General features: G+C 67.0%; 14 protein-coding genes. 7 read left to right on the top strand and 7 right to left on the bottom strand.

What is annotated here, in order from left to right:
• Positions 1–159: 159 nt before the first annotated feature.
• Complete coding sequence (locus CH42_RS11760; protein ID WP_075205357.1) at positions 160–1,920, top strand: S1C family serine protease; 1,761 nt, start codon at positions 160–162, stop codon at positions 1,918–1,920.
• 126 nt (positions 1,921–2,046) lie between these two features.
• A complete protein-coding gene (locus CH42_RS11755) occupies positions 2,047–4,434 on the top strand; it encodes a CDP-glycerol glycerophosphotransferase family protein (RefSeq protein WP_053353316.1) in 2,388 nt (795 codons plus the stop codon).
• Here CH42_RS11755 and CH42_RS11750 read toward each other — a convergent pair.
• The gene (locus CH42_RS11750; RefSeq protein ID WP_275575616.1) at positions 4,431–5,486 is read right to left on the bottom strand and encodes a glycosyltransferase family 2 protein; all 1,056 of its coding nucleotides are present in this window, start codon (positions 5,484–5,486) and stop codon (positions 4,431–4,433) included. The two genes, CH42_RS11755 and CH42_RS11750, sit on opposite strands and share 4 nt — an antisense overlap.
• Before the next feature lie 95 nt (positions 5,487–5,581).
• Here CH42_RS11750 and CH42_RS11745 point away from each other — a divergent pair, with 95 nt between their 5' ends.
• Positions 5,582–6,814 (top strand): CDP-glycerol glycerophosphotransferase family protein, encoded by a 1,233-nt coding sequence (locus CH42_RS11745; RefSeq protein WP_053353315.1) that lies wholly within the window; start codon positions 5,582–5,584, stop codon positions 6,812–6,814.
• On the opposite strand, the gene CH42_RS11740 is transcribed toward CH42_RS11745, so the two are convergent.
• On the bottom strand, positions 6,811–7,581 hold the full coding sequence (locus CH42_RS11740; RefSeq protein ID WP_193392086.1) for an ABC transporter ATP-binding protein: 771 nt from the start codon (positions 7,579–7,581) through the stop codon (positions 6,811–6,813). The genes CH42_RS11745 and CH42_RS11740 overlap by 4 nt on opposite strands.
• A 1-nt stretch (position 7,582) precedes the next feature.
• Entirely contained in the window at positions 7,583–8,410 is an 828-nt protein-coding gene (locus tag CH42_RS11735; protein ID WP_053353314.1) for an ABC transporter permease, read from the bottom strand.
• 90 nt (positions 8,411–8,500) lie between these two features.
• Here CH42_RS11735 and CH42_RS11730 point away from each other — a divergent pair, with 90 nt between their 5' ends.
• The 3 genes from CH42_RS11730 (at position 8,501) to CH42_RS11720 (ending at position 11,486) form a co-directional block, all read left to right on the top strand.
• Positions 8,501–9,610 carry an ABC transporter ATP-binding protein gene (locus tag CH42_RS11730; protein ID WP_053353313.1) on the top strand — a complete coding sequence of 370 codons (1,110 nt, stop codon included), beginning with the start codon at positions 8,501–8,503 and terminating at the stop codon, positions 9,608–9,610.
• Entirely contained in the window at positions 9,580–11,151 is a 1,572-nt protein-coding gene (locus CH42_RS11725) for a hypothetical protein (protein WP_053353312.1), read from the top strand. The genes CH42_RS11730 and CH42_RS11725 overlap by 31 nt, the downstream gene beginning before the upstream one ends.
• Before the next feature lie 62 nt (positions 11,152–11,213).
• Positions 11,214–11,486, top strand: a complete 273-nt coding sequence (locus CH42_RS11720) for a DUF3039 domain-containing protein (protein ID WP_053353311.1) — start codon at positions 11,214–11,216, stop codon at positions 11,484–11,486.
• A gap of 75 nt (positions 11,487–11,561) precedes the next feature.
• Here CH42_RS11720 and CH42_RS11715 read toward each other — a convergent pair whose 3' ends face one another.
• The 4 genes from CH42_RS11715 to CH42_RS11700 are packed head-to-tail and all read right to left on the bottom strand — an operon-like array spanning position 11,562 to position 18,747.
• Positions 11,562–12,878: a nicotinate phosphoribosyltransferase gene (locus CH42_RS11715; RefSeq protein ID WP_075205379.1), complete on the bottom strand. Its 1,317-nt coding sequence runs from the start codon at positions 12,876–12,878 to the stop codon at positions 11,562–11,564.
• Between the two features lie 42 nt (positions 12,879–12,920).
• A complete protein-coding gene (locus CH42_RS11710; protein ID WP_053353309.1) occupies positions 12,921–16,460 on the bottom strand; it encodes an error-prone DNA polymerase in 3,540 nt (1,179 codons plus the stop codon).
• A gap of 47 nt (positions 16,461–16,507) precedes the next feature.
• Positions 16,508–18,100, bottom strand: coding sequence for a DNA polymerase Y family protein (locus CH42_RS11705; protein WP_053353308.1), 1,593 nt, complete (start codon positions 18,098–18,100; stop codon positions 16,508–16,510).
• Entirely contained in the window at positions 18,097–18,747 is a 651-nt protein-coding gene (locus CH42_RS11700) for a hypothetical protein (protein WP_053353614.1), read from the bottom strand. Before CH42_RS11700 ends, CH42_RS11705 begins: the two co-directional genes overlap by 4 nt.
• Positions 18,748–18,858: 111 nt before the next feature.
• On the opposite strand from CH42_RS11700, the gene CH42_RS11695 reads away from it, so the two are divergent.
• Positions 18,859–19,182 (top strand): DUF2469 domain-containing protein, encoded by a 324-nt coding sequence (locus tag CH42_RS11695; RefSeq protein ID WP_053353613.1) that lies wholly within the window; start codon positions 18,859–18,861, stop codon positions 19,180–19,182.
• Positions 19,183–19,235: the final 53 nt, after the last annotated feature.

The following is a 19,235-nucleotide window of genomic DNA, read 5'->3' as shown; positions in this document are numbered from 1 at the left end:
CTCGATCCTTGCGGTCAGCCGAACCCGCATCTGCACGGCGCATCGGGCTCCCGGGTGCCGGATCGGACCACTGTGCGGAAGATGCAGTCGCTCTGCAGGTCTCCCAAACGTAATTCATAGATTCGCTGTCCATGCTGTACGTAAGAGAAGGGAGCCCCCATGAGCACCACACCCGAGAACGACCCATACGGTCGCCCGATCACCCCCGAGGGCCGCGTCGCAGGTGACGCCCCCGCAGAAGCCCATGCGGCACCGGTCGTCCCCACCCAGGCGACGTCGCCGCTGCCCGAGACGCCTGTGGAGAGTTCCGCGGCCGATGCAACGGAGACCTCGCGGCTCCCCGAGACCGCGCAGCCCGCGTACGCCCCGCAGCCGCCCGCAGCGACGAACCCCCCGGCCCCGCCATTCCAGCCCGAGACGCAAGTGCAGCCTGCGGTCCAGCAAGCACACGTTGCGCAACAGCCGCTCGCGCCACAGGGGGCATTCCCCGCTCCCGCCGGCGCGGTGCCGCAGCCGGCGCACCAGCACGCAGGTGCCGAGACGCCGCAGGCCCCGGCTGGAGTCGCCGTTGGCACGCCGGTGCATGAGCACCAGCACCCGCAGGCCGGAGGTGGAGCCGGCGTTCCCGTGTACCCAGCGGCAGCACCCGCGGGCGGAAACAGCGGCGGCAAGAATCGCACCGGGGCGCTCCTCGCCGGGCTCGCAATCGGAGCGCTGCTCGGCGGGGTCGTCGGCGGCGGAGTCGCTGCCGTCGTGTCGGCGAACGCGAACCACAGCAGCACTGCCACCGCGAGCGGCAACAGTGCGATCACGCTGAACAACGCCGAGAATGCCACAGCGATCTCGGGGGTTGCGGCAGTCGCGACCCCGAGCGTCGTGACCCTCGAAGTGTCCGGTGCCAGCGCGAGCGGCTCGGGCTCGGGTGTCATTTATCAGAAAGACGGATACATCATCACGAACGCCCACGTCGTCACGCTCGACGGAGCTGCGATGAGTGATGCGAAGATTCGGGTGAAGCTCAGTGATGGGCGCATCTTCGACGGCAGCGTCGTGGGCGTCGATCCCTACGCTGATCTCGCGGTCGTGAAGGTCGATGCGACTGATCTCCCCGCGATTACCGTGGCGGATTCCGACAAGATCGATGTCGGAGACCTCACGGTCGCCATCGGCGCCCCACTCAACCTCGCGAACACCGTGACCAGCGGCGTCGTGAGCGCTCTGAATCGCGGCATTTCAGTGGGCAGCCCGCTGATCGGCGACGACCAGGGCCAGCAAGATGACGGCAGCGGTGATACCGGCAGCGAAGGCAATGGCGACAGCGGAAACGGCTTCCCGTGGGACTTCCGCTTCGGTCTTCCCGATGAACAGAACGGTGACAGCGGTCAACAGCAGCAGTCGTCGTCATCGGGAAGCGTGACCCTGCCCGTCATTCAGACCGATGCATCGATCAACCCCGGAAACTCGGGCGGCGCGCTGTTGAACGGTAACGGCGAGCTCATCGGCATCAACGTGGCGATCGCCTCGACGTCGACCACCGGCGACACTGCCGGCAGCGTCGGGCTGGGTTTCGCGATCCCGGCGAATCTCGCGACCCGGGTTGCCGACGCGATCATCGCCGGCGAGCAGCCGTCGCACGGATTGCTCGGCGCTTCGGTCGCGGACTCCTCGCAAGACACGGACGCAGATGCGAATCACGCGGGCGGCCTGCTCGTCGACGTGTCGAGCGGCGGCGCGGCCGACAAGGCCGGGCTGAAGTCGGGCGACGTCATCACCGCGGTCGACGGTGTCTCTGCCGTCGATGGGACCTCGGTATCCGCACTGATCCGCGAGCACGCCGGGGGCAGCACCGTCAAGATCGAGTACACGCGGGGCGGTGAACCCGGCGAGACCGAGGCAACGCTCGGCACGCTCGAATACTGATTTCGACGCTCCCACGGTTCCCTCTGAACGCCGCGAACGACATCCTCTCGATGTGGTTCGCGGCGTTCGCGCGCGTGTGGGCCGGTACCAATCTCTACGGCAACGGCATGCCCTACAGTTGTGGGAATGAGTACCGCAGGAACCCCCGCATCGAGCGGTGCTATCTCTCGACTGCTCGCAATGGCGGCCTTCGCGATCTCACTCCTCGTCTCCTGGTTCGTGCCGCGACGCCCGGATCAGTGGATGTTCGGCAGCTGGATCGGGGTCGGTGAGGGCGCACTCGCCGTCGCGCGCGAACTGCGTGACACCGATCCGAATGCCCGCATTTTTTGGGCCATCGCAGACGAGGCCGAAGCGGCGCGAGCGACCGCCGAGGGCTTCACCCCGGTTCCCCGTGACAGTTGGGCGGGGTTCACCGCCACGCTCACGGCGCGGCAAATCGTGATCACTCACGGCTACCGCGATGTCAATCGATTCGGGATCGCCGGAGCCTCGATCACTCACCTCGGGCACGGTGTGCCGCTGAAACGCTTGCATCACCACCTCGCGCGCTCGACAGATGGGCCGGGATTCGCACGGGCGATCCTGCGTCGCGTGTATCGCCTCGGTGCCGAACGCGTGCAGCTGTACGTTGCGGCATCGGTGACGAGTGCGCGGCGGTTGCGGCAGGCGAACCGTGTGGCCCCCGGACGCGTGCGCGCCCTCGGGGACGCGCGCGATGATGTTCTCGTCGCGCAAGCGTCGGATCCCGTGCTTGCCGCGAGTGCCCGCGCGGAGGTGCGCCGACTGCTCGGGCTCGATGCAGACGCATCGACAGCGGCCGAGGCCCTGATCTTCTACGCGCCCACCTGGCGTGACGGGGCGCCAGACCCCGCCGTGCCGACGCCCGAAGAAGCTGCTGCGATCACGACGTGGCTGTCAGCGCACGGCGCACGATTGGTCATCCGATCGCACCCCATGGGGAGTGGCGCGTACGATGCGGCGTTCGGCTCGGCCGGTGTTGACGCGGTAAACGCACGCGTGCTCGCGCTCCCGGCAACGATCGCCCCAGACATCACCCCGCTGCTCGGAGCATTCGATGTCGTGATCACCGATTACTCGTCGATCGCGATCGATTTCGCGCTGCTGGAGCGCCCGATCGTGTGGTTCGCGCCCGATGTAGTGCACTATTCGGCGACGCGAGGGCTGTACGAGCCCCTCGAGATCACGGCATCGGGTCACGTGCAGCTCACGTGGGAGGCGACGATTCGGCGCCTGAGCACGGTCATGGATGCCGGCCCGGGCAGGCGGCAGGCCGAAGTCGACGCTCGCGACCTCGCACGTCGTTTCCACGACGCGCCTCAGGGCGGCGCGGCTGCGAAAGTACTCGCCGAGATTCGGAGACTCGCGCTGCCGGCGGCCGAGCGGGTCGAATCCGGTGTCTTCTTCGAGAGTTTCGAAGGGTGCCAGGTGAGCTGCAATCCACTCGCGATCGACCGCGAACTGGCTCAGCGCTTTCCTGAACAGACCCGGTATTGGAGCGTGGTCGACGAAACCATCGCGGTGCCCGAAGGCGCGATTCCGGTGCTCGTCGGTGGTGCAGACTGGTTCGCCGCGCGTGCGCGGGCACGACTGCTGGTGGTCAACGATTGGCTCCGATACGGGTTTCGGCGCGGTCGGGATCAGTTCGTGCTGCAGACGTGGCACGGCACCATGCTCAAGCACCTGGCCCTCACCCGGCCGAACACGGGGCTGCAGACACGCATCGCGACGCGGCGTGAGAGTCGTCGATGGAGCCTCCTGCTTTCCCAGAACCCGCACTCGACGTCGCAGTTCCGTGAGAGCTACGCGTATCAGGGCCCGATGCTCGAAACCGGGTACCCGCGCGACGATCGCTTGGCGCGCGCGGTGGTGCAGTCTGATCGCGGCCCGGAGCGCATACGCATTCTGCAAGACGGAGCGAGGCGTGCTCTCGGAATCGCCGATGGCCCCCGCGTGCTCGTCTACGCGCCGACATGGCGCGAGAGCCGTCGCGGGCAGGCGGCAGATCCACGAGTGCTCGATATCGCTGCGCTGATATCTGCGCTCGACGAACCAGACGATCCCTGGGTGATCGTGACTCGCGGGCACGTGCGAGTGCAGGGGCTGATCGGGGGAGCGATGGAGGCGCACGACCCGCGAATCATCGATGCCTCGACACACCCCGATGTCAATGACGTGATCCTGGCCGCTGATCTGTTCGTCACCGACTATTCGTCGACGATGTTCGATGCCGCTGCAGCTGCGGTGCCGATGGCGTTCTACGTGCCTGATCTTGCCGACTATCGCGATCGTGAGCGCGGGTTTACGTTCGACTTCGAGGCGTCAGCCCCCGGCCCACTGCTCACGACTCCGGAACAGTTGATCGACACGGCCCGAGCGGGGGTGCCGTACTCCGACGCGTACGCGGCATGGCGACACAGGTTCACCCCGCATGACGACGGTGGTGCGGCCAGCAGGGTCGTCGACGAACTCGTCGATCGAGGCGTCTGTTAGACCCGCGAGCGATCGACCACGCGTCCACCGCCGAAGGCGATACCGCGGAGAAACCCGGTTCCCCAGCTCAGATGCATCGTGATGAGTGTCACGGCGGTGAGCGCGCGGTCGCGGAGGCCGCGCTGATCCGGGATGCGCCAGGTTGCGAACAGGATCGCCCCGAGGTAGAGCACGGCCGGCAGCAGGAGTGCCGGTGCCAGTGACGCCCACGAGACGAGTCCGCTCAGCAGCAGCGCGAGCGTCACGAGACTCAGGGCGAGACCGAGCACCAGAACTCCCGGCATGAAGAACCGCCAGGGGTTCGCGCGGCCGTAGCGCCGTACGAGTACTGCGCGCCAGGTGCCCGTGGCGAAGAACTGGCGTGCGAGATCGCCGAGGCTCGCGCGCGGCCAGTACGTGACGCCCAATGCGGGCTCGAACCAGACCGTGTAGCCGGTTCGGCGCAGTCTGAGGTTGAGCTCCCAGTCTTCGCCGCGCAGGATCGCGGGGTCGTACCCGCCCACGGCCTCGAGGGCGGTACGACGGAAGATTCCCAGATAGGCCGACTCGGCCGGGCCGGGGGTGCCGTCTCCGTGATAGGCGCCGCCGCCGAGACCGAAGGGGCTGTTGTACCCGCGCGCGATGGCGCGCTGCACGGCACCGGCTCCGGCAGCGCGCATGACGCCGCCAACGTTTGCGGCGTCGATCTGCCGGAGTGCGGCGACGCCACGGCGCGTGTAATCGGGGGTCAACTCGGAGTGGGCGTCGACTCGAACGATGACCTCGTGCGTGCCCGCGGCAATGGCGTGATTGAGGCCGGCCGGGATATCGCGTTCGGGGTTATCGACGAGCACGACTCGCGGATCCTCATCTGCGAGTCGCGCGGCAATCGCGTTGCTTCCGTCACGAGACGGGCCGAGGGCGAGCACAATCTCTTTTTCGCCGGCGTAATCCTGAGCCAAGATGGTGCGAACGGCCTGCTCCAGAAACCCCTCTTCGTTGAGCACCGGCATGACATACGTCACCGCGGGAAGCGCATCGAGCGCAGGAAGCCGAGGAATCGGTGAGGTCACTCGATGATCCTCCCATACTGGCTGCCGGGTGATCCTCCATGCCGTGTGGCGCACGTGGCCAGAAGCTCCGCAGGCCCGCCCAGTAAGCTGTTTGGATGCAATTGGCGAAAGATGCGAAACGCGCGCTCCGGCTCGGCAAACGAGTGCTGAAGGGTCGTCAGTCGTACTTTCAGGTGCGTCAGCTCATCACCGAACGGGGCGACCTCCCCACGCAGCACTATCGTGTGGGGGTCTACTTCGCCGATAGCGACGTCAATATCTACCAGATGCGCCAGTGGTATGCGCCGCTCCGCCGCCTGTCTGAAGAATGGCCGGTGCTGGTGCTCGCGCGCAATGCGGCGGGTGCCCGTCAGCTGATGCAAGAGAGCGGGCTCGACGTCGAGTTCGTGCCGAAAGTCACTCATCTCGAAAACATCGTCGTCGAGCAGCGCCTCGATGTGGTGCTGTACGTGAATCAGAACACCCGTAACTTCCAGATGATGCGCTACGGGCGTCGCTGGCACGTGTTCGTCAATCACGGCGAAAGCGACAAAATGTACATGACGAGCAACCAGCACAAGTCGTACGACTTCGCGTTCGTTGCCGGAGATGCGGCACGGGAGCGACTGTCGGCGGCGCTGTGGGGGTACGACGTCGCCACGCGCACGTTTGCGATCGGCAGGCCACAGGCCGATCACCTCTCGGGTGAGCCGCCGTTCGCCGCAGACGACCGCACCGTCGTGCTCTACGCGCCGACGTGGGAGGGAGACAGGCCGGCTGCAGCCTACGGATCGGTGGCGACGCACGGCGAAACGCTCGTGCGGCAACTTCTCGCAACCGGGAGGCACCGCGTCGTCTATCGGCCGCATCCCCGCAGCGGCGTCGTCGACAGCGACTTCGGCGCGGCGAATCGGCGCATCATCGCGATGCTCGAAACGGCGAACCGTGAGGACGCGTCGGCTCAGCACGTCTACGACACGAGCCCGGCCCTGAATTGGCAGCTCAGCCTGCCCGATGTGGCGATCTGCGACATTTCGGCGATGGTCTACGATCGGCTGGCAACGGGAAAGCCGCTGATGGTGACCCGGCCGCTCTCATCTGACGCCGCAGTCGACAGTGGCGGGTACTTGAGTGTCTGCGAGTGGCTCGACGTCGCGCACACACCGGATATCGTCGCGGTGCTCGACCGGGTGATCGGTGACACTGCGGCTCGCGAACGGCTCGGCACCTGGTCTCAGCGGTACTTCGGCGATACGACTCCCGGTTCGCCGACGCGGCGATTCCACGCCGCGATCCGTGAGCTGATCGAGCGGGCCGATGTCGAGCGTAGGGCCGAGCTGCCCGACTAGGCCGGATGATCGGTGTTGTAGCGATCCAGCACCGCGTCGATTGAGCCGTCGAGCACGAGCGCGCCGCGATCGAGATAGAGTCCGCGCGTGCAGAACCGCCGCAGGTCGCGTTCGTTGTGCGACACGAGGAAGAGTGTCTTGCCCTCGGCCAGTATCTCTTCGATGCGGCGATAGCACTTCGCGCGAAAGGTCTTGTCGCCCACTGCAAGCACTTCGTCGACGAGCAGCACGGGCTCGTCGAGCTGCGAGATGACTGAGAACGCCACGCGCACTTTCATGCCGCTTGAGAGGTGCTTGAAGGGGGTGTCGGTGACATCCTCTGCGCCGGCGAATTCGATAATCGAGGCGAAACGTTCGGCGATCTCCGCACGCTTCAGGCCATGTAGGCCCGCCGTGAGCCACACGTTGTCTCGCACGGTGAGGTCCCCGACGAACCCGCCCGTGATCTCGATCAGTGGCGCGACCCCTGCGTGCACCTGCACCTGGCCTTCATCGGGGAACAGCACCCCGGCGACCAGCTTGAGCAGGGTCGACTTCCCCTGACCGTTTCTGCCGACGACACCGATGGCCTCACCGGGGCGCACATCGAACGACACGTCGCGCAATGCCCAGAACTCACCGGGCCGACCGCGTCGTGCGCGGCTGGCGAAGAGATCCTTGAAACTGCGTCGCGAGCCTCGGTTGCGACGAAAACGAACCCCAAGCCCGGTAGCCGAGATGATCTGATCGGTCGTCGCGGCAGACGACGACGCGGATGATGCGGTCACGTCACAGCTCCTTCAACACGCCGCCGATGGTGCGGCGGAAGACGATGATGCCGATGCCCAGAAACACGAACGTGAGCACGGTGGAGACCGCCATGAGCGGCCAGTTGATCTGATCGGGGAAAAATCCGGCCCGGAACATCGCGAAGATGCCCGAGAGTGGGTTGATCCAGGCGAGCGGCTGCGCGAAGTGCGGCAGATCCGAAGCGCCGTAAATGATCGGTGATGCGTAGAAGAGGACGCGCAGCACGAGCTTCGTGGCGCGCTCGAGGTCACGGAAGAAGACGACGAGCGGGGCGATGATCAAGCCGACGCCGAGGGTGAGTACTGCGAGCAGGATCACCGCGACCGGCAGGAGCACAATCTCCCAGGTGACCTGGGCGCCCGTAAAGATCGCGAACGCGGCCAGCACGGGGAGACTGAGGAGAAACTCGATGCCCTTCGAACACACGATGCGTCCCACCCAGATCCACCGGGGGAGTGCAACCGAGCGCACGAGTTTCACGTCGCGCAGGAATGCCTTCGTGGAATCGGTGATCGCACCGTTGACCCACACCCAGGGCAGCATCGCCGTGAGTAGGAAGACGATGTAGGGCTGTTCGCCGACCGTGCGATTGAAGACCTGCGTGAATACGAACCAGTAGATCAGGCTCATGAGTAGCGGATCGAGAATCGACCACAGGTACCCGAGCAGTGAAGTGGAATAGCGCACCTTCAAGTCGCGCCGGGTGAGGAGCCACAGCGACGACCACGCGCTGGCGCGCGAGGGGCGATGGTGGGGTGCAGAAGTCACACCGCTATTCTGCCGCTTCTCGAGCTTCGGCGAGGCCATCACGGGCGGGCCAGATGTTTTGCTAAATTAGATCCCGTGCCGCCCGTAACTCCGTCAGCCATGCCCGTGCCCGAACCGCAAGGGGGGTCGATGCCCGGCGAAGAGACGGCAATCGGCGATTCCGTCAACCCCGGAGCGGGGGGCTCGCGCGTGCGACCGAGCCGCGCTTCCGGCGGAATGCACCCGGTGAGTCAGGCGCCGTACCCGGGCGTCGGAACCTCCGGTGATGCCCCGAATGCGGGCTTCGACGATGCTTCCGCGCCCACCGAAGCTGTGAATGTGCAGGCAACGCGGCCCGAAAGCGCCCCCGCGGCGCCGACGGAAACGACGCAGGCTGCAGCAGAAGAACCCCGTGCACCGCGCACCGGGCGCATTCAGGTGCCCGTGCCTTCGGTCGTTCGGGCGCGCGAGCGCGGTCGGATTGCCGAGCAGAACCCGGTAGTACTGCGCACCGAGATGCTGACGAAGACTTACGGCTCCTTGGTGGCCGCGGGTGACGTCTCGATCGACGTGCACGCAGGCTCGTTCACGGGCTTCGTCGGCCCGAACGGTGCCGGAAAGACCACGACGCTATCGATGATCAGCGGACTGCTGCGACCGACCTCCGGCCGCGTCACGGTGGGCGGCGTCGATGTCTGGACCGATGGCCCCGCCGCGAAACGCCTCATCGGAACGCTGCCCGACCGCCTGCGGCTCTTCGACCGACTCACGGGTGCCCAGCTGCTTTACTACAGCGGCGTGTTGCACGGCGTCCCCGAGGCCGCCGTCGCGCAACGCTCGGCTGAGCTCGCGGAAGCCTTCGGCCTGGAGAGCGCGCTCGGTCGACTGGTCTCCGATTACTCGGCTGGCATGCAGAAGAAGATCGCGCTTGCCTGCTCGATGATTCATGCGCCCGAGGTGCTGGTGCTCGATGAGCCGTTCGAAGCGATCGACCCGGTTTCTGCCGCCAATGTGACCGAGATTCTCGAGAAGTACGTTTCCGGCGGTGGCAGCGTGGTCATGTCGAGCCACAGCCTCGATCTCATCCAGCGCGTCTGCGACCACGTGTCGATCATCGTGGATGGCAGCGTCATTGCTCAGGGCACCGTCGACGCGGTGCGCGACGGTCTCAGCTTGGAAGAGCGCTTCGTGCAGCTCACCGGAATCAGCGATGCGAAGAAGGGGCTCGAATGGCTCTCCGGCTCTTCCGACTCCGAGTAGCACTGCTGGGTGGCAGCTTCCGCGGAGGGTTCGGGGCTGCGTTCCGCACGTTCGCGATCTTCCTGCTCCTGGCACTGGGAGCGGTCGCGCTCGCAGTGCTGCCGCGTCTGCTCGCGAACTCGTCGAGCGAGCTCGATCGCATTGATCTCCTCGTGGGCTCCATCGTGCTTGCGGCCGTATTCCTGGTGCCGTTCTTCGAGAATCGCCGGGCGCTCGATCCGCGTCAGCTCGCCCAGTTCCCTGCAGGGTCGGGCGCCATCGCCAATGGGCTGCTGGTCTCTACCGTGCTCACGTGGCCGTTTTTCCTGCTCGTGATCTGGATGACGGCGCTCGGCGTGCTGCGCCCCGAGTGGAACGCTGCCGGTTGGGTCGCTCCGGCCGCACTCATTCTCATCGCCGTATTCGCCCTGTGCAGCGTGCGCGTCGTCTCGCTGATATCTCGCCTCATCGCCGGAGAGCGATTTGCGGGGGCGCTGCGCACGGCGGGGTCTGTGCTGCTCGTCGCGTTGCTGCCGCTGGCGGTGTTCGCGGGCGCCACACTGTTCGGTGCAGGGGGAATCGCCACGGCCGAACAAGCCGGCCGGGTACTGACCTGGACTCCGTTTGGGGCGCCGTTCGCGGCGATAGATGCTGCCGCGAGCGGTGATCAGTCGGCTGCGCTCACGCTGCTCGGCGTCAGCGCCGCCGCATCCGTGGTGCTACTCGCGATCTGGTTCCCGCTCGTCGCACTTGCCGTGCAGCGAATCGAACGACCGCTGGCTCCGGGAGTCGCCCGCAGCGGCCTGGGGTGGTTCGAACGCTTCGCCGCTCGTCCTGCCCAGGTGATTGCCGCTCGACAGCTGACCTACTGGTCGCGCGACCCCCGCTATCGGGTCGCGCTCTTCGCGATCCCCCTCGCTCCCGTGCTGATGCTGGTCGCCTTCGCGGTCGCAGGCGCCGACCTGCGGATGCTGGCGCTCATTCCGCTGCCCGTGGTGCTCCTGCTGCTGGGGTGGTCGCAGCATAACGACGTCGCCATGGATTCCACGGCGATCTGGGAGCACGTGGCCAGCGGCACACGCGGCCGTGCTGACCGAGCCGGGAGACTCGCCCCCGTGCTCATGATCGGGGTGCCCACCGCGGTCATCGGCTCGAGCATTACGGTCACGGTGTTCGGCGACTGGCGAGTGCTGCCGGCGGTCGTCGGTATGAACCTCGGTGTGCTGTTCGCCGCGGCCGCGATCTCCAGCGTCTTCTCGGTGCTCTCTCCGTACCCGGCGACGCGGCCCGGCGACAGCCCGTTCGTGCAGCCGCAGTGGTCGGGCTCAGGCTCGGGCCTCGCGCAAACGCTCTCGATGGTGCTCGCTCTGGCGTTCTCAGTGCCTCCGGTCTGGTTCGCGGTGCAGGCGATCATCGACGTCGAGTTCTTCACGAACATATGGGCGCTCGGGTTCGGCATCGTCTACGGCATCATCGTGCTCGTGCTCGGTGTCGTAATCGGCGGCTGGCTCTTCGACCGCAGCGGCCCTGAGCTCATCGCGGTCACGCAAGTCTTCGACTGAACGCGAGTACGGCCAGCTTCAGGGCCGTTCGCGCGGGCAGTTCGGCGGAGTACACTGAGCGCATGGGTATCTTCACGCGTAACGACTCATCCCCGGCAGGCGGCACTGATGTGCTCGATCGCGAGCTCGAGAAGCTGCTCGAAGACGCGCAGATCGAAGACGGCGATCACGAGCGGTTCTCGCATTATGTCCCCAAAGACAAGATCCTCGAATCAGCGGTGACCGGCAAAGCGGTGCGTGCCCTCTGCGGCAAGAAGTGGACCCCCTCGCGCGACCCCGAGAAGTTCCCCGTCTGCCCCGACTGCAAGAAAGTCTTCGAACGCATGAAGAAGTAGCGTCGATGCACAGATGAGTGTGGCCTCCGCTTCCCGGTTTCGGGGAACGGAGGCCACACTCATCTGCGGTGCCGACTAGCGGTACTCGGTCGGAATTGCGGGATCGCCCCGCGTGAGGCTCATGGCCACCGGGGGCAGCTCGGCGAGTCGCGCCTGGTGCCGTTCGCGCGCGGCAACGATGCCGGCGTGGCCGGTATGTCCCGGGGCCAGTTCACCGGCGATGACGAGAGGTTCGAGCACGGCGCGGCCATCGGCGTCAGTGCCTTCCACGACACCTCCCGGCCCGTCGCCGAGCAGGATGCGCTCGGCGGTTGCGATTCCCGCCGCGTTGTGCGCGCGTCGAACGCTCTTGCGGCCCCCGACAGATGCCTTATCGGCCGATTTCTTCGCAACCGCGACCCACTCACCCGAGGCGTCCTCATGCGCGACGAGCTTGTACACCATGCCCATGGTCGGCGTGCCGGAGCCGACGACGACAGAGGTGCCGACGCCGAAACTGTCGACGGGGGAGGCAGCGAGTGCCGCGACGGTGTGCTCGTCGAGATCGTTCGTGACGGTGATGCGGGTGCGCGTCGCGCCGAGCTCGTCGAGCAGGCGGCGGACGTGAGCGACGACGATCGGCAGATCCCCGGAGTCGATGCGTACGGCCCCCAGCTCGGTGCCCGCGACCTCGATTGCGGTGCGCACCCCTTGATCGATGTCGTAGGTGTCGACGAGCAGTGTCGTGCCGACGCCGAGCGCATCGACCTGAGCTTGGAAGGCGTCGCGTTCGCTCTCGTGCAGCAGGGTGAAGCTGTGCGCGGCGGTGCCCATCGTCGGAATTCCGTAGGTGCGCCCGGCCTCGAGATTCGATGTCGCGGTGAAGCCGGCGATGTAGGCGGCGCGGGCTGCGGCAACGGCACTGCGCTCGCCGGTGCGTCGGGAGCCCATCTCGGCGAGCGGTTTGCCGCCTGCCGCGTGGCTCATTCGTGACGCTGCGGTTGCGACGGCCGAGTCAGAGTTGAGCATGCTGAGCGCGAGAGTTTCGAGCAGCACTCCCTCGGCGAATGTGGATTCGACGGTGATGAGCGGAGACCCCGGGAAGAACACTTCGCCCTCGGGGTACCCCCAGATGTTGCCGCTGAAGCGGAAATTAGCGAGCCAGTCCAGCGTCGGCGCGCTGACGACGTTCTGCTCGCGCAGGAAGTCGAGTTCGGCATCGGTGAACCTGAACTGTTCGATGGCTTCGAGCAGCCGGCCGGTGCCGGCGACGACGCCGTAGCGCCGCGCGCCCGAGAGCCGCCTTGCGAACAGTTCGAAGACGCTGCGTCGATGCGCGGTGCCCGCTTGCAGGGCGGCATCGACCATAGTCAATTCGTAGTGGTCAGTGAGCAGAGCCGTCGAGGTGTGCACGTCGCCAGCATACCGGTGCCCACCCGGGGCGGTGGAGCGCACTCACCGGAAATCCCGGGAGGCTACGCCGACCGGTGCGGCGAGCGGCTCGAACGTCTGCGCGATCACGTTCACCACGCCCTCGGGCGAGCGCTCGAGCACCCCGCGGATGATGAGTGCGGGGGAGGAACGCGCGACTAGCCGGTTGCGCGCCCAGACCTGGGCCCACGTCACGATGTTCACGGTGCCCGATTCGTCTTCGAGCGTCAAAAACGTAATACCGCTCGCTGTACCCGGGCGCTGCCGGTGCGTGACGAGGCCGGCGACTTCGACGAGGCTGCCGGGAGGTGCGTGTTTGGTGCGGTCGGATCGGGTGACTCCGCGGGCGTCGAGGCCGTCGCGCAGCAGTGCGAGCGGGTGGGTGCCGGTGGCGACTCCGGTGGTCCACAGGTCGAGTGCGGTCTGCTCCGCCGTGCTGAGCACCGGCAGCAGCGGCGGCTGCACGTGTACGGCGATGCCCGGGAGAAAGCGCTCGCGGTTGTCGGCTGCGGGGGCTGCGGCCCAGAGCGCCTCGCGGCGGTCGAGCCCCAGCCCGTCGCACGCTCCGGCGGCGGCGAGTGCTTCGAGACGCGTGCGGTCGAGGTCTGCGCGGCGGGCGAGGTCGGCGAGATCGGTGAAGGGAGCGCGGGCGCGTGCGCGCGCGATGCGCTCAGCCGTTTCGAGTTCGATGCCGCGGATCTCGGTGAGGCCGAGACGCACGGCGAACGCCCCGTCGCGGCGATGCAGTGCGCTGGTATCGGGCGCATCGCGGTCGAATGGGCCGGGAGCAGGGTGGTGCGCTGCCACGCACTCGTCAGACCCGGTCGGCGCACGGCGATCCTGCTCATCGTTGATGGCCGACCCGCGCGGCGCGATCGGGTGAAGCGGTTCGAGACCCGAGAGCGCCCCCGAGTGCTGCACGTCGGGCGGGCGCACTTCGACGCCGTGCCTGCGGGCGTCTTCGACGAGTGAGCGTGTCGAGTAGAACCCCATGGGTTGCGCCCGCAGCAGGCCCGCGAGAAACGCGCCCGGGTAGTGCAGTTTGCACCAGGAGCTCACGTAGACGATCAGCGCGAAGCTGATGGAATGGCTCTCTGCGAAACCGAAGCCCGCGAAGGCTTCGATCTGCTCGTACATGCGCGTCGCTTCATCGCCCACGATGCCATTGCGTGCCATGCCCTCGAACAGTTTCGTCTTGAGGCTGTCGATGCGTTCGAGCCCGCGCTTGGAACCCATGGAGCGGCGCAGCAGATCGGCGTCTTCGCCGCTGCATCCACCGACGTTCATTGCCATCTGCATGAGCTGCTCCTGGAAGAGCGGCACCCCGAGCGTGCGCTTGAGCACCGGAACGAGTTTCGGGTGGGGGTAGGTGACCTCTTCTTGTCCGTTCTTGCGGCGCAGATAGGGGTGCACCGCCCCGCCTTGGATCGGCCCGGGGCGGATGAGCGCGATCTCGATGACGAGGTCGTAGAACTTGCGGGGCAGCAGACGCGGCAGCGTGTTCAGCTGTGCGCGGCTCTCGACTTGGAAGACCCCGATCGCGTCGGCGCGGCACAGCATGTCGTACACGCCGGTCTCTTCTCTCGGTACGGTGTCGAACGTCCACTGCTCGCCGGTCGAGGCGGCGATGAGATCGAAGGTGTGGCGCAGTGCACTGAGGATGCCGAGGCCGAGCATGTCGAACTTGACGAGCCCCATGGTCTCGCAGCCCTCTTTGTCCCATTGCAGCACGGTGCGATGCTCCATGCGCGCGTGCTCGATGGGGCAGACCTCGCCCACGGGGCGCTCGGTGAGCACCATGCCGCCGGAGTGGATGCCGAGGTGGCGCGGAGCTTTTTGGAAAGCCTGCGCGAGGCGTTGCACAGCGAGAGGAATCGGGCTCTCGGGGTCTTCGGTGATGGTGCGACTGCGCTCGAGCCCGCGCGTCCAGGCGCGCTGCTGGCCCGCGCTGTATCCGAGGGCTTTCGCCGCATCGCGGATCGCCGCCTTCGGCTGGTAGGTGATGACGTTCGCCACCTGGGCGGCGTTGCGTCTGCCGTATCGCTCGTACACGTACTGGATGATCTCTTCGCGACGTTCGGAATCGAAGTCGACGTCGATGTCGGGCTCTTCGTCACGCAGACTCGAGAGGAAGCGTTCGAACGGAAGATTGTAGAAGATCGAATCGACCGAGGTGATGCCGAGCACGTAGCAGACAGCGGAGTTCGCGGCCGAGCCACGGCCCTGGCAGAGAATGTCGCGATCGCGCGCCTCGCGCACGAGGTCGTGAACGATGAGGAAGTACCCGGGAAAGTCTTTCTGCTCGATGACTTCGAGCTCGCGTTCGATGCGTGTGCGGTGGTCGTGCGGCATGTCGGTGCCGTAGCGTTGCGCGGCGCCTGCCCATACGAGTGCGCGCAGCCAGGACATCTGGGTCTGGCCCTCGGGGACGTCGAGCTTCGGGAGCTTCGGTTTCGCGGCGCGCAGGGGGAACGCGAGTTCGCGCGCGAGCGGCACTGTGCGCGCGACGGCATCTGGGAAGCGCGAGAACCTTCGCAGCATCGCGGCTCCGCTGCGGAGATGTGCGGTGCCCGACGCGGGGAGGTGCGAGTCGAGCTCTGCGAGGCTGCGGCGTGCGCGCACCGCGGCCATGGATTCGGCGAGCGGCGCGTGTGCAGCCGTCGCGTAGTGGACGTTGCCCGTGACGAGCGTGGGGAGTCCGTGCTCGGTCGCGAGCGCTGTAAGGCGCTCGTTGCGCAGGTCGTCTTCGGGGCGGCCGTGGTGGGAGATCTCCACGTGCACGTTTTCGTGCCCGAACAAGGCGGTCAGGCGGTCGAGTTCCGCGCGAGCGCGCGCCTCGGCGTCGGATCGGTTCGCAGCGGTGCTGAGTGCGCGACGCACGGCTCCTTTGCGGCAGCCGGTCAGGATCGCCCATTCTCCGCCTCCCGCGGCGCCGAGGGCTTCGAGGTCGTAGACCGGGCGCCCCTTCTCGCCTCCGCCCAGCTGCGCCTCGGTGATCGCTGCGGCGAGCCGGTGATATCCGGCTGCGCCTCGCGCAAGCACGAGGAGATGCGTGCCCTGAGGGTCCGCTGCGCCGAGTTGCGGCGCGTCGAGGTCGAGCGAGAGTTCTGCGCCGTAGACGGTGAGCGGTGATGTCGAAGTCGATGCTGAGGGTGCGTTCGCGTCGCCGGAATCTGAGGCTGCGGCCTCGGCCGATGTCGTGCGGCGCCGAGCGGCGAGTTCTGCCGCTTCCGCGAATGCGGCGGCACCGTAGAAGCCATCGTGGTCGGTGAGCGCGATCGCCTCCAACCCGAGGCGGGCGGCCTCGCTCATGAGCGCTTCAGGTGAAGAGGAGCCGTCGAGAAAGCTGAAGTGGGAATGGACGTGCAGCTCGGCGTACGGGACGTGCGGTGCGGGCGCTGGCGCAGTGGGGTCATGCGGGTGGGGTGTCGCAGCGCGGTGACGGGCCGGGCCGATGCGGTCGGATGCTTCCGACGTTTCGGATATGGGGGGAGTCTCGGGAGCTCGCCCGGAAAGCCGCCGTTCGAATTCGCTCCAGGGGAGTTCTGAGTTGTTCCAACGCACGGGATTCTCCGATCTGCGAGTGCGCGCACCGGTCGATGCGCTGGGGTTCAGTCGTAGCGGCCCTCGGCAGTCCACCTCCCGTGGGCGAAGAGCAGGAGCCAGGCGTCTCCGGTGACGAGCTGCACTTGGAGTCGAAAACGTTCGGGGACGCCATCCCACCACCGTTCCCGAATCACCCAGGGCGGCGACCACCCCGAGATATCCACGTCGTGCACCGACCCGTCAACATGCAACCGTGCGGGAGATGCGGTGAGGAGCTCATCGGCATCGACCGCGACTGTTTTCCCATCGGTGTCGCGGAGTTCTGCCGTGGGAGGAGTCGGAAACACGCGACTGGGGGTGGGGCCGAGGAGTGCGCCGGGCCAGGGGCCCGATGTGAGTGCGCGAGCCCGTCGCGACTCGACTCGCGCCGTGCTCCACGGCACGAACCGTTGTCGATCGCTGAGCAGCCGTCCGCCGGTGAGCGCGACCGTGCCGACCCCGGTATGCCCGAGGCGGCTTTGCGCGCGGCTCAGATGATGGTGCACACGCTCATCGGGTTCGGTGCTCCACAGGGCCGGCTCGTGTGCGGCGATGCGATCGGTGTGCACCGGGGTGATGCGCACCTGCACCACGCCGGCTCCGCTGCGTTCGGTCTCTCGGGCAGTAGAGGCGGCTTGCCAGCGGATGCGACCGAGCGCGTCGACCGCGGTGAAGTGGCGCGGATGCGTCCATTCCCGTTCATGCCGGGCGCCGACATCGTCGGTGAGCTCGATGCGCAGGGCGGTGCATACGAGGCGCTCGGCCGTCAGCCCGCTGATGAAGCGCTCCGCCAGAGCACTGCACGCGAACGCGAGTTGCTCGGCGGTGTCGATCGGGGTGTCGAATTCGAGCGCGACCGCCAGTTCACGCACCGGGGCTCGCGGGAGCACTTCGGCGCCCCTGGTGACCCCGGCTGCGGTGGCGCGGCGATGGGCAGCGAGTCCGTTGGGGCCGAAGCGCTGCCGCACGGCTTCCTCAGGAAGCGCCGCAAGTGCGCCGAGCGTGCGAATGCCGAGGCCGTGCATCGTCTCTGCGAGCGCGGCATCCATCGCGCGTGCGACGGGGAGCGGCGAGACGAATGCCGCCGATGCTCCCGGCGCGACGATGCGCAGCCCGACAGCCGGCGCGGCGACACCGTGGTCTGATGCCGCTGCGCGCGCCACCTGTTCGGCAGCGAATCGTCCGTCGGCGATTCCGACCCTCGCCTCGCCGAGACCCAGTCGCGCGGCGAGCGCCAACACCGCGAGCCCTGCCGGCTCCTCGCCGCCGTAGTACCGGGCGGGCCCTCGTGCGCGTATCGCGCAGAGCCCGGGGCGCACGACTTCGATGCCGGGAATCAGCTGTTCGAGCTGAGCGGCGACGGGGGCGAACCGTCGTTCGTCCGTGGCAGGATCATGCGGGTAGACGGCGAGATCCGGGCAGTGGCTCTGCGCCTCGCGCTCCCGCAACCCGACGCGTACTCCCTCTCTGCGTGCCGCCTGCGTGCACGCGACCACGATGCGATTGGCGATCAACGCGAGTGGCTCGGTGAGGGAGAGATCGTCTGCGCCGTCATCGCGCAGCAGTGCGTGCACGGGCCAATCCGGTACCCAGAACATGAGGGTGCGATCCGCGTTCATGATGCGACCAGGTGCCTGAGCGGGGCGACACCGGGGTCTGCGATGGCGCCATCTTGGAATCTGAGCGTGTGGCTGCGCGTGCCGCGGCGATCCTGCGTCTGCACGGTCAGCTCGCGGTCCGTGAGCATGCCGTACCCGTGCCCCAGCCCGTCCCAGCGGGAATGGGATACGCGCAACGTGGACTCGGGGCGTGGCCAGTCACCGGTCACGACCAATGCGGCGTCGTGCTCTCTCAGGCGTGCAGCGATGCGTTCCGACTCGCTGGCGCTCGGCGGCGTGGTCGGTGCCAGCAGCACCACGGTCAGCACTTCGGCCAGGGCTCCGGTGAGCCCGATTGCATCGGTGCCCGGCTCCGGGATGATGACGCACCGATCGAGTGCGATTCCCAGGGCAACTGCCGCCTCGGCGCCGAATGCCGTGTCGCCGATGATGCCGCACCACGCACCCGAAGCGGAAGCCTCTGCGAGCAGCGCCAGTGCGAGCTGCCGAGACCCGTGCACCGCATAGCTCGCCCCCATGCGCAGCGACCCACCGGGCAGTAGCGGCCGTAATCCGGCCGCAGTCGGAATCGTGCGCGCGTCGAGTCGCATCGGCTGCATCTCGGAGATGCGCTGCTGCAGCGAGCGGACGGTCACGGGGGAGTTCATGCAGGTATATTCGAACATATGTTCGAATAAGTCAATCTCGACTGCCTGGGCGCGTCGCGGCCCGCTGGTTGTTCAGGGCCCTGCCTCCGAGACGGCGGTAGGATGGGGTCGATGAACGAAGACGAGCTAGACGATTACGAGCGCGAAGCCGAGCTGTCGCTGTTCCGCGAGTACCGCGATATCGCGAGCCAGTTCCGCTACGTCGTCGAGACCGAGCGGCGGTTCTACCTCGCCAACGAGGTCGACCTCAAGCGGCAAGATGCGGGGAACGACTTCTACTTCGAACTAGCCATGACTGACGTGTGGGTCTGGGATGTGTACCGTGCCGACCGGTTCGTGAAATCGGTGCGTGTGCTGACCTTCAAAGACGTGAATGTCGAAGAGCTTTCGGCGCGTGAGTTCTCCCTGCCGCAGGAGCTCGCGCTCGACGAGTAATCGCATATCTGCTCCGGTGACTCGTCCCCGGTGCAGGCAGCGCATGTGAACCG

This window comes from Leucobacter musarum subsp. musarum (assembly GCF_001273845.1).
Classification (GTDB): Bacteria; Actinomycetota; Actinomycetes; order Actinomycetales; family Microbacteriaceae; genus Leucobacter; species Leucobacter musarum.
Note: the sequence above shows the minus strand (reverse complement) of the source record. Positions and strands in the feature narration are given on the sequence as shown.

What these genes read in the sequence shown, in the direction of transcription:
- CH42_RS11760 (WP_075205357.1), top strand. Translation starts at nt 160, where the DNA reads ATGAGCACCACACCCGAGAACGACCCATACGGTCGCCCGATCACCCCC.
- CH42_RS11755 (WP_053353316.1), top strand. Translation starts at nt 2,047, where the DNA reads ATGAGTACCGCAGGAACCCCCGCATCGAGCGGTGCTATCTCTCGACTG.
- CH42_RS11745 (WP_053353315.1), top strand. Translation starts at nt 5,582, where the DNA reads ATGCAATTGGCGAAAGATGCGAAACGCGCGCTCCGGCTCGGCAAACGA.
- CH42_RS11735 (WP_053353314.1), bottom strand. Translation starts at nt 8,410, where the DNA reads ATGGCCTCGCCGAAGCTCGAGAAGCGGCAGAATAGCGGTGTGACTTCT.
- CH42_RS11730 (WP_053353313.1), top strand. Translation starts at nt 8,501, where the DNA reads ATGCCCGGCGAAGAGACGGCAATCGGCGATTCCGTCAACCCCGGAGCG.
- CH42_RS11725 (WP_053353312.1), top strand. Translation starts at nt 9,580, where the DNA reads ATGGCTCTCCGGCTCTTCCGACTCCGAGTAGCACTGCTGGGTGGCAGC.
- CH42_RS11720 (WP_053353311.1), top strand. Translation starts at nt 11,214, where the DNA reads ATGGGTATCTTCACGCGTAACGACTCATCCCCGGCAGGCGGCACTGAT.
- CH42_RS11705 (WP_053353308.1), bottom strand. Translation starts at nt 18,100, where the DNA reads ATGAACGCGGATCGCACCCTCATGTTCTGGGTACCGGATTGGCCCGTG.
- CH42_RS11700 (WP_053353614.1), bottom strand. Translation starts at nt 18,747, where the DNA reads ATGAACTCCCCCGTGACCGTCCGCTCGCTGCAGCAGCGCATCTCCGAG.
- CH42_RS11695 (WP_053353613.1), top strand. Translation starts at nt 18,859, where the DNA reads ATGAACGAAGACGAGCTAGACGATTACGAGCGCGAAGCCGAGCTGTCG.